The organism is Kribbella sp. NPDC054772, assembly GCF_053611945.1.
Genome location: NZ_JBSHBJ010000006.1, coordinates 1 through 14,385 on the forward strand (window position 1 = coordinate 1; position 14,385 = coordinate 14,385).

General features: G+C 67.8%; 15 protein-coding genes. 8 read left to right on the plus strand and 7 right to left on the minus strand.

Going from position 1 to position 14,385, the window contains the following annotated elements:
* Window positions 1-101: 101 nt before the first annotated feature.
* From ACWGID_RS12130 to ACWGID_RS12140, 3 genes are all read right to left on the minus strand, one after another.
* Window positions 102-1,025, minus strand: coding sequence for an endonuclease/exonuclease/phosphatase family protein (locus ACWGID_RS12130; protein WP_452196469.1), 924 nt, complete (start codon window positions 1,023-1,025; stop codon window positions 102-104).
* A 111-nt stretch (window positions 1,026-1,136) separates the two neighbouring features.
* Complete coding sequence (locus ACWGID_RS12135) at window positions 1,137-1,862, minus strand: HAD family hydrolase (RefSeq protein ID WP_452196470.1); 726 nt, start codon at window positions 1,860-1,862, stop codon at window positions 1,137-1,139.
* A 74-nt stretch (window positions 1,863-1,936) separates the two neighbouring features.
* Complete coding sequence (locus ACWGID_RS12140; RefSeq protein WP_452196471.1) at window positions 1,937-3,154, minus strand: CPBP family intramembrane glutamic endopeptidase; 1,218 nt, start codon at window positions 3,152-3,154, stop codon at window positions 1,937-1,939.
* A gap of 46 nt (window positions 3,155-3,200) precedes the next feature.
* Here ACWGID_RS12140 and ACWGID_RS12145 point away from each other — a divergent pair, with 46 nt between their 5' ends.
* Window positions 3,201-4,169: a Dyp-type peroxidase gene (locus tag ACWGID_RS12145; protein WP_452196472.1), complete on the plus strand. Its 969-nt coding sequence runs from the start codon at window positions 3,201-3,203 to the stop codon at window positions 4,167-4,169.
* A 3-nt stretch (window positions 4,170-4,172) separates the two neighbouring features.
* Here the strand turns inward: ACWGID_RS12145 and ACWGID_RS12150 are convergent, their stop codons facing one another.
* Entirely contained in the window at window positions 4,173-4,817 is a 645-nt protein-coding gene (locus ACWGID_RS12150) for a hypothetical protein (RefSeq protein ID WP_452196473.1), read from the minus strand.
* 21 nt (window positions 4,818-4,838) lie between these two features.
* Window positions 4,839-5,096, minus strand: a complete 258-nt coding sequence (locus ACWGID_RS12155; protein WP_452196474.1) for a hypothetical protein — start codon at window positions 5,094-5,096, stop codon at window positions 4,839-4,841.
* A 93-nt stretch (window positions 5,097-5,189) separates the two neighbouring features.
* Between ACWGID_RS12155 and ACWGID_RS12160 the strand changes: the two genes are divergently transcribed.
* The 5 genes from ACWGID_RS12160 to ACWGID_RS12180 all read left to right on the plus strand — a co-directional run bounded on the left by ACWGID_RS12160 (window position 5,190) and on the right by ACWGID_RS12180 (window position 9,770).
* Window positions 5,190-6,758, plus strand: a complete 1,569-nt coding sequence (locus ACWGID_RS12160) for an ATP-dependent DNA ligase (protein WP_452196475.1) — start codon at window positions 5,190-5,192, stop codon at window positions 6,756-6,758.
* Window positions 6,751-7,425, plus strand: a complete 675-nt coding sequence (locus ACWGID_RS12165) for a class I SAM-dependent methyltransferase (RefSeq protein ID WP_452196476.1) — start codon at window positions 6,751-6,753, stop codon at window positions 7,423-7,425. The genes ACWGID_RS12160 and ACWGID_RS12165 overlap by 8 nt, the downstream gene beginning before the upstream one ends.
* A 4-nt stretch (window positions 7,426-7,429) precedes the next feature.
* A complete protein-coding gene (locus tag ACWGID_RS12170; RefSeq protein ID WP_452196477.1) occupies window positions 7,430-8,047 on the plus strand; it encodes an O-methyltransferase in 618 nt (205 codons plus the stop codon).
* 446 nt (window positions 8,048-8,493) lie between these two features.
* Window positions 8,494-9,288, plus strand: coding sequence for a hypothetical protein (locus ACWGID_RS12175; protein ID WP_452196478.1), 795 nt, complete (start codon window positions 8,494-8,496; stop codon window positions 9,286-9,288).
* Window positions 9,289-9,590: 302 nt separating this feature from the next.
* Window positions 9,591-9,770, plus strand: coding sequence for a hypothetical protein (locus tag ACWGID_RS12180; RefSeq protein WP_452196479.1), 180 nt, complete (start codon window positions 9,591-9,593; stop codon window positions 9,768-9,770).
* A 502-nt stretch (window positions 9,771-10,272) separates the two neighbouring features.
* On the opposite strand, the gene ACWGID_RS12185 is transcribed toward ACWGID_RS12180, so the two are convergent.
* The gene (locus ACWGID_RS12185) at window positions 10,273-10,977 is read right to left on the minus strand and encodes a hypothetical protein (RefSeq protein WP_452196480.1); all 705 of its coding nucleotides are present in this window, start codon (window positions 10,975-10,977) and stop codon (window positions 10,273-10,275) included.
* Between the two features lie 185 nt (window positions 10,978-11,162).
* On the opposite strand from ACWGID_RS12185, the gene ACWGID_RS12190 reads away from it, so the two are divergent.
* Both ACWGID_RS12190 and ACWGID_RS12195 read left to right on the plus strand, forming a co-directional pair.
* Window positions 11,163-11,588 (plus strand): hypothetical protein, encoded by a 426-nt coding sequence (locus tag ACWGID_RS12190; RefSeq protein WP_452196481.1) that lies wholly within the window; start codon window positions 11,163-11,165, stop codon window positions 11,586-11,588.
* Window positions 11,589-11,746: 158 nt separating this feature from the next.
* Window positions 11,747-12,619, plus strand: coding sequence for a helix-turn-helix domain-containing protein (locus tag ACWGID_RS12195; RefSeq protein ID WP_452196482.1), 873 nt, complete (start codon window positions 11,747-11,749; stop codon window positions 12,617-12,619).
* Between the two features lie 17 nt (window positions 12,620-12,636).
* On the opposite strand, the gene ctaD is transcribed toward ACWGID_RS12195, so the two are convergent.
* Complete coding sequence (gene ctaD, locus ACWGID_RS12200; RefSeq protein WP_452196483.1) at window positions 12,637-14,370, minus strand: aa3-type cytochrome oxidase subunit I; 1,734 nt, start codon at window positions 14,368-14,370, stop codon at window positions 12,637-12,639.
* Window positions 14,371-14,385: the final 15 nt, after the last annotated feature.

The window sequence follows — 14,385 nt, forward strand, 5'->3', positions numbered from 1 at the left end:
CCCACGAGATCTCCACCCCAAAGATCGTCTGCAGCGTACTTTGTTTAGATGAGACAGATTCTGGGGCCGGCCCCTCAAACGTCGCACGGGGTGCCGGAAGGTCAGCCGAGGTTGATCCAGGATTCGACCGGGAGGTGGTCGCTCGGGAACTGGCCGTCCTTGCTGAAGGTGTTGATGTTCGCCTTCGGCACGCGGAGGCCAGGCGTGGTGAGGATCCAGTCGATCCGGTCACCGTTCGGCGTCAGTGGCTTGTACCCGTGGAACGTCGCGAACAGCGGGCTACGCTGCTCGGCGGTCACCCAGCTGTCCGCGAACTTCCCGCTCGTGACGAGCTTGTCGTACACGGTCAGCCCGGGCTTCGCGGCCTCGTTGTAGTCGGCCGTCAGGACGACCGGGAGCGCCGGGTCGAAGCCGGCGATCCGCTGCAGGATCAGATCCGCGGACTTCGACCGCGCGGTCGCGTCGTACGCCTCCAGGTGCGTGTTTACGGCGTAGAACTCCTTCGCCGTCGCCCGGTCCTTGAACCGGACCCAGGTGACCATCCGCGGGCAGCAGCCGCCCCACGTCTGGGAACCGATCACGTTCGGGGTGTCCGACAGCCAGAAGTGGTCGTACTCGAGCGGCTGCAGCCGGCGCTGGTCGAAGAAGGTCATCATGAACTCCCCCTTGCTGCCGCCCTCCCGCCCGACACCGATCGAGTCGTACGACGGCCCGAGGTCGGACCGGATGTCCTGGAGCTGCGAGTACAGACCCTCCTGGGTGCCGAGCAGCTGCGGACGAGCCTTCCGCAGTTGCTCACGCATCACCGGTCGCCGCTCGGCCCACGAGTTCGGCGGGGTGGCGCTGGCGTAGCGCAGGTTGTACGACATCACGTGCAGCGGTCCCCCGGCGGTCGTCGTACTGGCCGCTGTGCTGGCTGTCGTACTGGCTGAGGGCGGTGCGGCCTGGGAGATGCCGCTGGTGAGCGTCAGACCGGCTGCGGCCGCCGCGACGAGCGCGGCGAACCGACGGCGCGTGGTGAGCATGTGAAGAACCTCCAAGGGCGGTTTGGCAGGAGGTTGGACGTTAACCAGACTCGGTGACGCGTCGCTAGCCGTAGCGCGTCGGGCGCATGACGTAACGGTGCTAGACAGCTCTCAGGCTGCGGCCTCGTTCCAGCTGTCGACCAGGGCGATCAGTTCGGTCAGGCGTTGGACGGTCGCGTCCGGCGTACCTTCCGTGTGGCCGATCTGCTCGGTCGGGATCGCGCTGTGCGGCAGGTGCGCCGCGCGCATCCCGGCGTTCTGCGCTCCCCAGACGTCGTCGAACAGCCGGTCGCCGACGAAAAGGCACCGGGACGGCTCCGCCACTCCGACCGCCTGCATCGCGGCCAGGAACGCCTCCGGGTGCGGCTTGGTGTGCGCGATCTCGCTGGTGTACACCGCCCCGTCGAGCAGATCGAGTACGCCGTCCCGCGCGAAGACCTCCTCGTGGCGCCGACGCGGCCAGATCGTGTTCGACAGGACACCGATCTTCAGCCCGCGGGACTTCAGCGCGGCCAGGGTCTCCATCGCGTCCGGCTCCAGCACGGTGTGCGGATCCCACTGCCGCTCGTACTCCGCACGAGCCGCCGACGTCAGCTCGACTCCTGCCAACGCGCACACCTCCTCGAGCGTGCTGCTCCGGTGCTCGTCGCGTGACCGCCGCCAGACCGATCCCTCGGCCGCAACCAGCCGGGTCGCCAACTCGTCGGCCTCCGCGGAGTCCGACGCGTCGAGGTGGCCGGTCACCGCCCGCCAGGTGTCGTACAGGGAGATGTCGTGCCAGGTTGCCAGGGTGCCGCCCCAGTCGAACAGGACGGCCTCGATCTTCGCGTTCGTCACGCCGCACAGCCTGCCAGAGCGGACCGACAGTTCTCGCCTGCTTTTAGCCGAGCCTGCTTTTAGCTGAGCCTGCTTCAGCTGACCCGGGCGATCTCTCGCCGGCGCGCCAGCCAGGTGATCGCGAACGCGTAGAACGCCAGGCACGGGATGTCCGAGATCAGCAGCGTCCACGGCGCGCCACCCTGCTGGTCCCAACCGGACAGCTGACCAGTTGCCGCAGGCAACATGAAGGCCAGCAGGTTGTTCAGCGCGTGCAGCGCGATACCGGCCTCCAGTCCCCCGGTCCGTACCGTCAGCCAGCCGACCGTCACCGCAAACAGGAAGATGTCGGCCATCGCCCAGCCGGTGTACCCGTGCGCCGATACGAACGCCGCACCGCCGACCACGATCCCCGGCCAGGGCGACCGGAACAGGACCCGCAGCCAGCGCGCCCGCCCGTTCGGGTTGTCCGGGCCGTACGCTCCGACCGCCTGGATCAGCCACCCGCGGAACATGAACTCCTCCGCCGCCGACTGGAACGGCACGAGCAACAGGATCACCAGCGCCGGTACGACGAACGCGCTGAAGCCGACCCACGAACCACCAGAGGATCCGGTCGCATCGCCGGCCGGGAACAGCGCGTCGACCAGCACACTCATCCCGTACGACAGCGCGAGGTACCCCAGCGCCGGCACGCAGCACAGCAACAGCCAGCGCCAACGGATGCGGTTGAGCACCGACGCGACGCTCCAGAACGGCCGGCGCTGGACCAGCCACGCGGCCAGACCGACGCACGGCGTGAGGACGCCGAGCATCACCAGGGTGAGCGCGAGGTTCTCGGTGTCGCTCGGGAAGATGTTCGTTCCCCTGGGCGACGGGAACGGGCCGGCGAGGACCCGGTGCGCGATCGCCCAGGCGACCACGACGGCCGACGTCAGGAAGAAGACGCAGGCGCCGAGCAGCAGTGTCCCGAGCAGGGGGCGCCACCAGGTGTTCTTCGGCGTACGGGCCAGGCGATGGAACGGCGTACCTGGTGGGGCCGGGACGATGCGGGGCTCGCGGTAGGCATACGGAGCCGGGTACGGCGCCGGCGCGCCCCAAGGCTGCGGATACGGCCACGGCTGCTGCGGATGCGGGCCCTGCTGGGGATGCGGGCCCTGCTGCGGATGCGGGGCCTGCTGTGGGTAGGGGCCTTGTTGGGGGTATGGACCCGGTGGTGGGTAGGGGCCAGGGCGGGGCGGCGGCGGTGGCTGCTGTCCCGGCTGGGAGTATGGGCCCGGTCGCGGAGACGGCCCGGGCTGTTGCGGGTCCATGACTGGACTCTAGAAGATCGGGCCAACTGGACGGAGGGAGAACACGGTGGTGACTGAACCGGTGCCGGCGGCGGACAGGTCGACGGACGCGCTGCCGCAGTCTGTACTGATGCCGTTGAGCGGTTCGGCGATCTTCTTGATCGTGCGGATCGAGGAGGGCGGCGAGGCCCAGGCCCGCGACCTGCTGGAGCGCCTGAGCGGTCTCGTCCGCTCGGTCGGGTTCCGCGTCCCGGCCGGCAATCTGTCCTGCGTCACCAGCATCGGCTCGGACGTCTGGGACCGCCTGTTCAGCGGCCCCCGCCCCGCCGAGCTGCACCCGTTCGTCGAGTTGCAGGGCGCCACTCACCACGCGCCGTCGACACCCGGCGACCTGCTGTTCCACATCCGCGCCGCGCACCAGGACCAGTGCTTCGAGCTGGCCGCCCAGATCATGAATGTCCTCGACGGCGCCGCCACGGTCGTCGACGAGGTGCATGGCTTCAAGTACTTCGAGATGCGCGACCTGCTCGGCTTCGTCGACGGCACCGAGAACCCGACTGGTTCCGAGGCCCAGGCCGCCGTACTGATCGGTGACGAGGACCCCGACTTCCAGGGTGGCAGCTACGTGATCGTGCAGAAGTACCTGCACAACCTGAAGGCGTGGAACGCGCTCAGCGTCGAGCAGCAGGAGCTCGCCGTCGGCCGGACGAAGCTCGACGACATCGAGCTCGACGACGCGAAGAAGCCGGGCAACGCGCACATCGTGCTCAACGTCGTCGAGGACGAGGACGGCAACGAGCTGCAGATCCTGCGCGACAACATGCCGTTCGGGACGATCGGCGAGCAGGAGTTCGGCACGTACTTCATCGGGTACGCCAAGACACCGTCGGTCACCGAGCTGATGCTCCGGCGGATGTTCATCGGCGTACCCGAAGGCAACCACGACCGGCTGCTCGACTTCTCGACCGCGGTCACCGGTTGCCTGTTCTTCACGCCGACCGCGGACTTCCTCGACGACCTGCCACCGGCGCCCTGAGACCTATTCGCCGAACAGCGGGGCGTCCACGACGCTCGCCCAGCTGAAGTTCACCGGGTCGCTGAAGGTCGCGGGGACCTTGCCGAGGCTGTTGATGACCGTCGCAGTCCCGTTGGCGTGCCCAACGGCGTACAGGTATCCGGAGCCGGTGTCCTTGTCGATGCCGAGCAGGAGTGTGCCGTACTGACCACAGCGGCTGGTCAGCAGCGTCTCGAAACCTTGCCAGGTGCTGCTGCGCACCGTCTTCACGATCGGCTTCATCGGCGAGGTCAGCGGGATCCGGATGGTGTACAGCGCACCGCCCTGGGTCGTCGCGAGCAGCGTGTCGTACGACGACGTACGGCTGAGCAACGCGACGGTCTTGACCGCTGAGAAGCCCGCATACGACCCGGCCGCGCGCCAGACCTCCTTGCCGGTCTTGTCCAGGCTGACGAACCAGCGCAGCAGTACGCCGTCGTTGCGCAGCGCGTACGTCCGCCAGGTCGGCTGGTCGAGTGACCAGGACCTGGTCAGCGTACGGAAGCTGCCCCAGCCGCCACCGATGCGGTTGAGCGTGCTGCTGACGACCTTGCCTCCGGTGCCCTTCTGGACCAGCTGGCCGGCTTGGTACAGCGCGCCGCCGGTGACGATGTTGCCGCTCAGGGACATGTCGTCGCCGAAGTCGTCGTCTCAGGTCCACTCGCTGCTGAGCGAGACCGCGCGGTCGCCGTACGGCGCCTTGGCCATCGTGGAGACCGGCTTGACCGAGATCGGCGCGGTGGCGTTCACGTACCGGTCAACCGAATCCTTGCCGGTCGTCAGCGCCCCGGCCTGTACGTAGCAGGCGTTGGCGGTCTGTGTCGTTGGTGTAGCTGAGGCTGGGCTGATCGTTGTCAGGACAGGCAGCGCCAGCAGGACGCCGGCGGCGGCCGCGAGCGTACGTCGCATGTTCTCCCCCAGGGTGGATCGACGGGCTAAAGCTCTCGTACAGCTCGATGCCTCTGCGAGGGCGAAAGTTCTGTCCGTAGTTCTGTCCGTGGGATGAGCAAGACTGGGTGCATGTTGCTCACCGAGGTGGTCGAGACGTCGGCCGCGCTGGCCGGGACCCGGTCGCGGCTGAAGAAGGCCGAGTTCATCGCGGGTTTGTTGTCGAAGGCCACCGAGCCCGCCGAGATCGAGATCGTCGTGACCTACCTGTCCGGCGAGCTGCTGCAGCGGCGGACCGGGGTGGGCTGGCGGACGCTGATGGAGGCCCCGGAGCCGGCCGCCGAGCCGTCGTTGACGGTGTCGGAGGTGAACCAGGCGTTCGCGGAGCTGGCCGAGATGTCGGGCGCCGGTGTGCAGGCCCGACGGCGCGCCGCGGTGGCTGCGTTGTTCGGTCGCGCGACCGCGGACGAGCAGCGGTTCCTGCGTCAGTTGGTCGGCGGTGAGCTGCGGCAGGGCGCGCTCGACGGTGTGATGGCGGACGCGGTCGCGCGGGCGACCGGCATTCCGCTCGCGAAGATCCGGGCCGCGGCGATGTTGCGCGGGGCGACGGCGCCGGTCGCGGTCGCCGTACTGACCGAGGGTGAGGCGGGGCTGGCACAGTTCGGGCTCGAGGTCGGGCGCGGGGTGCAACCGATGTTGGCGCAGTCGGCGACGACGGTGGCGGAGGCGCTGGAGAAGACGGGTACGCCGGCCGCGCTCGAGTGGAAGCTCGACGGGATCCGGATCCAGGTGCACCGGGATGGCGAGACGGTGGTCGTCTACACGCGGACGCTCGACGACATCACTGCGCGAGTGCCCGAGGTCGTGAGCGCCGTGCTCGCGCTGGATGCGCAGCAGGTGGTGCTCGACGGTGAGCTGATCGCGCTGCGGCCGGATGGGCGTCCCGAGCCGTTCCAGGTGACCGGGTCCAGGACTGCCACGCGGGCCGCGACCGGGCCGGAGTCGGTACCGCTGACGCCGTACTTCTTCGACATCCTTCACCAGGACGGCGAGGACCTGCTGGGGCTCGACGGTGCGACGCGGCACGATCGGCTCGCGAAGCTCGTGCCTGAGGAGCGGCGGGTGCCGCGACTGGTGACCGATGACGCCGAGGCCGGGCAGGAGTTCTTCGCGGACGCGGTGCGCCGGGGGCACGAGGGCGTGGTGGTGAAGGCGTTGACCGTGCCGTACGAGGCCGGCCGGCGCGGGTCCGGATGGGTCAAGGTCAAGCAGACCCACACGCTCGACCTGCTCGTGCTCGCGGCCGAGTGGGGCCACGGGCGTCGTACGGGCTGGCTGTCGAACCTGCATCTGGGCGCGCGGGACGAGGACACCGGCGAGTTCGTGATGCTCGGGAAGACGTTCAAGGGGCTGACGGACGAGCTGCTCCGCTGGCAGACCGAGCGCTTCCAGGAGCTCGCCGTCGAGCGGGACGACTGGGTCGTGCACATCCGTCCCGAGGTGGTCGTCGAGATCGCGTTCGACGGTGTGCAAACCTCGCCGCGGTACCCGGCCGGTATGGCGCTGCGGTTCGCGCGGGTGATCCGGTATCGCGAGGACAAGGCGCCCGCGGACGTCGACACCGTGCAGGCGGTGCGCGCGATTCATGCCGGTCCCGAGGAGATAGGTTTGGCCGATGACTGAGGACCCGGACGTCGTGTCCCGGCGGATCGCGCGCGAGTCCCTCGACCGCGACGACCCGACCGGCTGGTTCGAGAATCTGTACGCCGCGGCCGCCGACGGCGACGCGGTGGTCCCCTGGGATCGGGGTACGGCGCATCAACTGCTGACCGACTGGATCAACGAAGCGGAGCCCGACGGCACCGGGAAGACCGCGCTCGTCGTCGGCGCCGGCACCGGGTGGGACGCCGAGCTGATCGTCGACCGCGGGTACGACACGACCGGGTTCGACATCTCGCCGAGCGCGATCGAGACCGCGCATCGCAATCACCCGGACTCGAAGGCGCACTACCTGGTCGCCGACCTCTTCGCGCCGCCCGCCGACTGGCACCGGGCGTTCGACCTGGTCGTCGAGATCTACACCGTGCAGGCCCTGCCGATCGCGCTCCAACCACAAGCCATCAAGCAGGTCACCGAGCTGGTCGCGCCCGGCGGAACGCTCCTGGTCATCGCCGCCGCCCGAGCTGACGACGTACCCGACGACCAGGTCCAGGGCCCACCCTGGCCCCTGACCCGCGCCGCCATCCAATCCTTCACCGCCCCAGACCTACACCTCATCCAACTCGACCAATCCCCCAGCCCCGCAGCCCCCACCCTCCTCCGCTGGCGCGCCGAATACCTCCGCGACTAGCCGCATGGCCGCAGGAGGCACCGCCGATCTGCCACCGCTGGTCAGGCGTGCGCGGGAAGCGGCCATCGAGATCGGGATGCCACTGGCCCGCGCGGGCACCGGCCCGTCGTGCTGCTCGCCGGAGGCGGGGCGGTTCCTCGCCGTGATGGCGGCGGCCTGCGTCGGCGGCCGCATCGGCGAGATGGGCACCGGTGTCGGCTTCGGCACGGCGTGGATGGCGTCCGCCATGCCTGCCGACTGCCACCTGGTGACGGTCGAGCTGGACGAGGCGCGTGTCGCGGCAGCTCGCCGAGTGCTCGCCGACCAGCCCCGCGTCGAAGTGGTGCATGGCGACGCGTACGACGAGTTGTCCCGCCGAGCGCCGTTCGACCTGGTCTTCGCCGACGGCGGTGGGCACTCGCGCGAACTGGTGGAGCTGCTCCGGATCGGCGGGCGGTTGGTGGTCGATGACGTGACGCCGATCGCGGCGTTGCCGGTGGATTCGCCGTACCGGACGCATGATCCGAAGCGGGAGGTCTTCTTCGGGGACCGGCGGCTGGTGGCGACCGAGGTGGTACTGCCGGACCTGCAGAACTCGCTGCTGGTGGCGACCAGGATGCGTCATGTCTCAGGACAGCGGTGACGAATCTGTACCAGGACATCGGTGAAGCTTCCGGGGCGCTTGGTGTGACACTTCTGCGGCCCGACGTGCAAGGCATATCCTTCCGGATCTGCCGATGTCAGTGACACTCCCGCCGTGCGGGTCACTGGTATCTAGAGCGTGATGGCCTCGGCAGCGCCCTCGAAACGCATGCTTGCTCCGACAACTGTCAGGGCACCAAGCGTGGCCCTAACTTCGCAGACCAGTGCGGCTCGGTCCGGCGAGCCATCGAACTCGAGGTCTAGGTTGGAGCCACCAAGTCCGGTGCCGGCCACCCGGCATCGCGTCAGCGGATCCCATCCCGCACGCTCGGCGTAGCTCAGCTGACTTTGCTGGAATGACCATCAGCAGCGTCGGCGGGGAACGATGGGCGCGCTTTTACAGAAAAATGGTGGTCCACGGGTGCCGGCGTTGGCAGACTCCGTCGGGTGACGTCGGCGGAGGTGCTCGGGATTGGTGTCGATGAGGCCCTGATCGACCGGTGGCGCGACTGGTTCGCTCCGTCGGTACAGCCCTTCCGGACCGACGTGCTTCCGCCTCAAGTCGCTGCCGCTGTCCCCTTCAGGCAGGTCGAGCCGACACCGGAGTGGACCGACACGTTCTTCATGTACAGCGGAACCTGGACGTGGCTCTGCGAGGAAGAGTTCGATTCGCTGCGCCCGAGCCTTCGACGCAGCCTGCTCGCCGCTCGGCGGCGAACGGTGCACCCCAAGTTGATGCCCGTATGGCCGTCGGAGTTGGCGCGATCCGGCGACGATCTGATGTTCCGATGGGTTGCGTCGGGGGCGGTCCGACCGAGTCGGCACCGAGATGTGCCCGGCGGAGTGTGGGGTCGCGCTCAGGCGGTACTGCCACAGGCCGAGCGACTGGCCGGTACCTTCCCGACCAGCGGTTCAGGACCCAACTGCTTCGGCACCGTGCTGGCCGCCGCCGGCCTCGATGTCACCGACGGCCTGATTGCCCCAGATAGGTTTCGGGTCTGGCTGGACGAGCACACCGAACCCATCAACAGCACCGAGTGCGATGACGACCCGGGCGTCGTGTTCGTCTGGACAGAGCACGGAGACCTCGCCCACGCGACCGTGACCATCGGTGGCGGTTGGATGCTCACCAAGCCGTCACAGTCCTGGTCGAGTCCCCGATTGATCTACACCGTGCGAGAAGCCGTCAACTCATGGCGGTTCCCTGACACCAGACTGTCTCGCTACCGACTACTTCGGTGACAGGCAGGTCGGGGCCGAACGAGAGAGCCGACAGCTCGCCTGTCCGTCGAAGGATCCCAACCGGCCGCGAGCGCGGTGCCGTCGGCCACAAAATGCTCTCTTGATCACGACCAAGAATCAGCCAGGGACTGATTGAACTGCTCGACGATGTATGAGAGGTGGCACGAATTGGCAGCCCTTCGCTGAACCTCGGCAGGAACGCCAATGCGGGCCATCAGCACAAGGCTGACGAACATGATGTTGATCTCGAGGACGTAGTAGGACTTGCCAGCGTCCTGGGGCAATAGGGGGTCCCGGATTGCGTGCGCAACGCCGTCGCGGGCGTCGCGTACGAGCTTCGTGACGTGGACCGCATCTATGTCTTCGACCAGGGCCACATCGTGCAGCAAGGCGACTACCACCAGCTGCTGCAGCGGTCCGGCCGCTTCGCCGAGCTGCTCTCCGAGCAACTAGCCGGCACCCAGTCGCTGCCATCGGGATGACTGATCCGAGTCCGGACACCCAGTGCGCAAGCCGGTCGCCGGCCCGCCCGGTCGGGGCCGCCCGCGAGCCGCCCGGTCAAGGAGCCCTGCTGCGTGATCACCGGGCGCCCGTCCATCCATTTTGCCGAGCCCGGATCCGGATCCCCTTTCGGCACACCCCGGCCGAAGGCAGAGACGGGTGCTCTGTCGGTCGGTCGAGGACGTGACTGCGACGGCCCTGCGCACGTTCGTCTTGCATAGCTATGCAGAGCCGCCGCAGCTCTCGAACATCCGCATCTGCCGCGATCCGCGGGACTGCCCCGACGCGTGGCCGCCAACCATTTACTCACCGGAGAGCACCTGAGCCGAGTCCTCGGCCGACCACCGCGGATGCCGCGATCCGCACGTCCGGATTTGGCGCGGACAGTAAGGCGCTGTCATGCCGATGAGCGGTCGTGTCACTTCGGCTCGCCCAGATGGACGCAATCTTTGTATCGGGGCTGCCGCGTGGCGGGAACGGTTCCTAGGCAGCGCCGACCTTCCTTGGCGTCAGAACCAGCCGTACCCCGGTCACCAGCAGCCACACGAGCCAGGCGGCGTAGCCGAGCAGCCCCACGAACAGGATCGGCGAGCCGTCAGCGATCGCGAGGTTGGCCACCCCGGCGGCGATCGCCAGGCTTCCCCCGGCCACGCCGAGCACACGCTGCCACGGCGCCGCCAGCCGACTCGCATGCGCCGCCAGCGCCGCGCCGATGAAGGTGGTGCCGAGCGCCGACAGCGCCAGAGCGAATGCTCCTGCATGCAGCTGCCAGACGAGCTTGAACAGCGGGCTCGGCTCGGCGAGCTCGCCGGCGGACAATACGACTCCGTTCCACAGAACGGCGTAGAGCGCGAGGACCGCCGCGAGAGTCGCGCCCGCGGCCACCGCGAGGCGCGACCAGTCGGCGCCCGCACCCCCGCGACGCCCGACCAGCCCGTGGAGACCGGTCACGAACACGAGCAGTAGCGGCAGGTTCAGCGCCTCTGAGCCGACCGCGATCGCGACCGCGCCCCGGTGAACCGCGTGCCAGGCGAGCACCTTCTCGATCGGGTCGCCGTAGCCGGGCGCTCGGGCCCAGACGAGCACAGCATTCTGAATGACCAACGACGCTACCAATGCGATCGCCGCCGCGCCCACGACCCGCTCCCCGAGCGCCGGGGTCGGCGCCGTCAGCGAAACCTTGTTCACGGCCACAGCATGCGCCTGTGTAGCCGCAATCATCAACGGGGATCACCCCGATCTACGCCCTGGCCCACCCTGGCGCTGCTGTGGCGCTACTAAACGCTGACTCGGGAAACGCACTCATCTGCCGCGATCCGCGCAGTCGTGCCGTCGAGTACGCTTGTGCGGCGATCCCTGGCAGTATCGGCGCTGTGAGTGACGCTGCCCGGTTGCCAGTCCTGCTCGATGACATGGAACGACGCTTTCTACGGGCCGCGTTGCTGGACTGGGGCGGCCCCGCGCAGCCCACGGATGAACTCGCCGTCGCCATAGGCTTCACAAGCGCCGACAGCCTGTCGAGCGAGGCCTGGGCGCTTTGGAAGCGGATCGAAGCAGGCCAGACGATGACAGCAGACGACTGGAGACGAGTCCTGCTATCAGTCGAGATCGTGTTTGCGAGCGATGTCGTCGGTTCCGGCCTCGACTGGCGGATCACGTCCGGCATCTCGGACGAGGAGTCCGTCGGCCTTCTCCGAGGGCTTCAGCGCAAGTTGCCCAGATGGCGCGGCAGCGTGCAGTTCACAGTGCAGGAGAGCGGCCGCGTCGATATCACGGACCCCGAACGCCCCGATCTCTAACGCACTGACATGCCGCCGAGCGAGCGCGTCCGGGTCAGGCCGAGCAGATGCCTTGGTTGACCATGAGTCTCACCGATGTCCTGAGACATCACAGTGGCGACCAGGAGAAGCTGAGATCGCATGGGAACATTTGTTCGATAATGATGTAGGCTTGGGGTATGGCGGGGCGAAACGTGGTGGGGCCGACGGCCTTGCGGATGATGTTGGGGAGTCATCTGCGGGAGCTGCGGGAGCGCGCCGGTGTGAGCCGTACGGACGCGGGCTGGGCGATCCGATCCTCGGAGTCGAAGATCAGCCGGCTCGAGCTCGGCCGGGTCGGGTTCAAGGAGCGTGACGTCGCCGACCTCCTCACGCTGTACGGCGTGCAGGAGGCCCACGAGCGTGACCGTCTGCTGCAGCTCGCCCGCGAAGCCAACGACCCCGGCTGGTGGCATCGGTACGGCGACGTCACGCCGGACTGGTTCGATGCCTACCTCGGCCTCGAAGCGTCCGCCGAGCTGATCCGGACGTACGAGATCCAGTTCGTGCCCGGCCTCCTGCAGACCGCCGACTACGCCCGCGCGGTCGCGCAGCTGTCCCAGAACGGAGCGCGGAGCGCCGCCGAGGTCGAGCGAGTCGTCGCGCTCCGCAGGCGCCGCCAACGGGTCCTCGACCGGGAGCCGCCGCTCAAGCTGTGGGCCGTGATCGAAGAGGCGGTGCTGCATCGTCCGATCGGCGGGCTGGAGGTGCTGCGGGATCAGCTCGGCGCGCTGCGCGAAGCCGTCGCCCGGCCGAATGTGACCGTTCAGATCATCCCGCTGGAGAGCGCCGGCCACGCCGCCACTGGCGGCGCTTTCAGCCTGCTCCGCTTCCCGCAGCGGGATCTGCCCGATGTCGTCTATCTGGAGCATCTGACCAGCGCGCTCTACCTCGACAAGCGCGACGACGTCGAGGCCTACACCCAAGCGCTGGACCTGCTCGCCTCCACCAGCCCGTCACCCCAGCACACTGCGCAGGAACTAACCCGCCTCCTCGACCGTCTACCGAGCTGACTACCGGGTCGAGCTGACTACCGGTCAAGCTCACCCTCATCGTCGTCCGGGTCCGCCAACAGGTTGTTCTTCGACGCCCGTACGCCGTTGTGCGCCATCGCGAGATCCGGGTGGTGCATGTCGAACGCCGGCGACTCGGACCGGATCCGCGGCAGGCTGTTGAAGTTGTGCCGCGGCGGCGGGCAACTCGTCGCCCACTCCAGCGAGCGGCCCCAGCCCCACGGATCATCCACGTTCACCCGCGGGTTCCGGCGCGACTTGTACAGGTTGTAGAAGAACGGCAGCATCGACAGGCCCAGGATGAACGCGCCGACACTCGAGACATCGTTCAGCGTCTGGAAACCGTCGTGCGGAGCGTAGTCGGCGTACCGCCGCGGCATCCCCTCGACGCCCAGCCAGTGCTGCACCATGAACGTGGTGTGGAAGCCGATGAACAGCAGCCAGAAGTGCAGCTTGCCGAGCCGTTCGTCGAGCATCCGGCCGGTCATCTTCGGCCACCAGAAATAGAAGCCCGCGAACATCGCGAACACCACCGTGCCGAACACGACGTAATGGAAGTGCGCGACCACGAAGTAGGTATCGGACAGCTGGAAGTCCAGCGGCGGCGAGGCCAGGATGACACCGGTCAGCCCGCCGAACAGGAACGTCACCAAGAACCCGATCGACCAGAGCATGGGTGTCTCGAAGGAGAGCTGACCACCCCACATCGTGCCTATCCAGTTGAAGAACTTCACCCCGGTCGGGACCGCGATCAAGAACGTCATGAACGAGAAGAACGGCAGATTCACCGCGCCGGTGACGAACATGTGGTGCGCCCACACCGCGATCGACAGGGCCCCGATCCCCATCGTGGCCGCCACCAGACCGACGTACCCGAAGATCGGTTTGCGGCTGAAGACCGGCAGGATCTCGGTGATGATGCCGAAGAACGGCAGCGCGATGATGTACACCTCGGGATGCCCGAAGAACCAGAACAGGTGCTGCCACAGGATGGGCCCACCGTTCGCCGCGTCGAAGACATGCGCGCCGAGTCTTCGGTCCGCCTCCAGGACCAGCAACGACGCCGCGAGAATCGGGAAGGCGATCAGCACCAGGATCGACGTGACCAGGATGTTCCAGCAGAAGATCGGCATCCGGAACATCGTCATCCCGGGAGCGCGCATGGTGATGATCGTGGTGACGAAGTTGACGCCGCCGAGGATGGTTCCCAGACCGGCCATCCACAGACCCATGATCCACAGGTCTCCGCCGATACCGGGTGACCGTTCACCGTTGGACAGCGGCGAGTACGCCGTCCAGCCGAAGTCGGCCGCTCCGCCCGGGGTCAGGAACGCGCTGATCGTGATCAGTCCACCGAACAGGAACAGCCAGTAGCTGAACATGTTCAGCCGCGGGAACGCCACATCCGGGGCACCGATCTGCACCGGCATGATGACATTGGCGAACCCAACGAACAGCGGGGTCGCGAACAGCAGCAGCATGATCGTGCCGTGCATCGTGAAGAGCTGGTTGTACACCTCCTCGTCCACGAACTGCAGGCCCGGCTTGGCCAGCTCGGCGCGGATCACCAGCGCCATCACGCCGCCGATCAGGAAGAACGCGAACGATGTGATCAGGTACAGGTGGCCGATCAGCTTGTGATCGGTCGTTGTGAGTACCCGCCCGAGCAGCCGGCCCAACGGCCGCCGTGACCGAACGGCGTTCGGTCCGGTGCGCTCGGTAACCCCAGCCTGTCCACCAACACTGACCATGCGACCTCTCCCCTG

Bases quoted from the DNA above. Each gene is read 5' to 3' on its own strand.
- ACWGID_RS12155 (WP_452196474.1), bottom strand. From the start codon at position 5,096: ATGCGACGTACGCTCGCGGCCGCCGCCGGCGTCCTGCTGGCGCTGCCT.
- ACWGID_RS12165 (WP_452196476.1), top strand. From the start codon at position 6,751: ATGACTGAGGACCCGGACGTCGTGTCCCGGCGGATCGCGCGCGAGTCC.
- ctaD (WP_452196483.1), bottom strand. From the start codon at position 14,370: ATGGTCAGTGTTGGTGGACAGGCTGGGGTTACCGAGCGCACCGGACCG.
- ACWGID_RS12170 (WP_452196477.1), top strand. From the start codon at position 7,430: ATGGCCGCAGGAGGCACCGCCGATCTGCCACCGCTGGTCAGGCGTGCG.
- ACWGID_RS12140 (WP_452196471.1), bottom strand. From the start codon at position 3,154: ATGGACCCGCAACAGCCCGGGCCGTCTCCGCGACCGGGCCCATACTCC.
- ACWGID_RS12150 (WP_452196473.1), bottom strand. From the start codon at position 4,817: ATGTCCCTGAGCGGCAACATCGTCACCGGCGGCGCGCTGTACCAAGCC.
- ACWGID_RS12130 (WP_452196469.1), bottom strand. From the start codon at position 1,025: ATGCTCACCACGCGCCGTCGGTTCGCCGCGCTCGTCGCGGCGGCCGCA.
- ACWGID_RS12160 (WP_452196475.1), top strand. From the start codon at position 5,190: ATGAGCAAGACTGGGTGCATGTTGCTCACCGAGGTGGTCGAGACGTCG.
- ACWGID_RS12195 (WP_452196482.1), top strand. From the start codon at position 11,747: ATGGCGGGGCGAAACGTGGTGGGGCCGACGGCCTTGCGGATGATGTTG.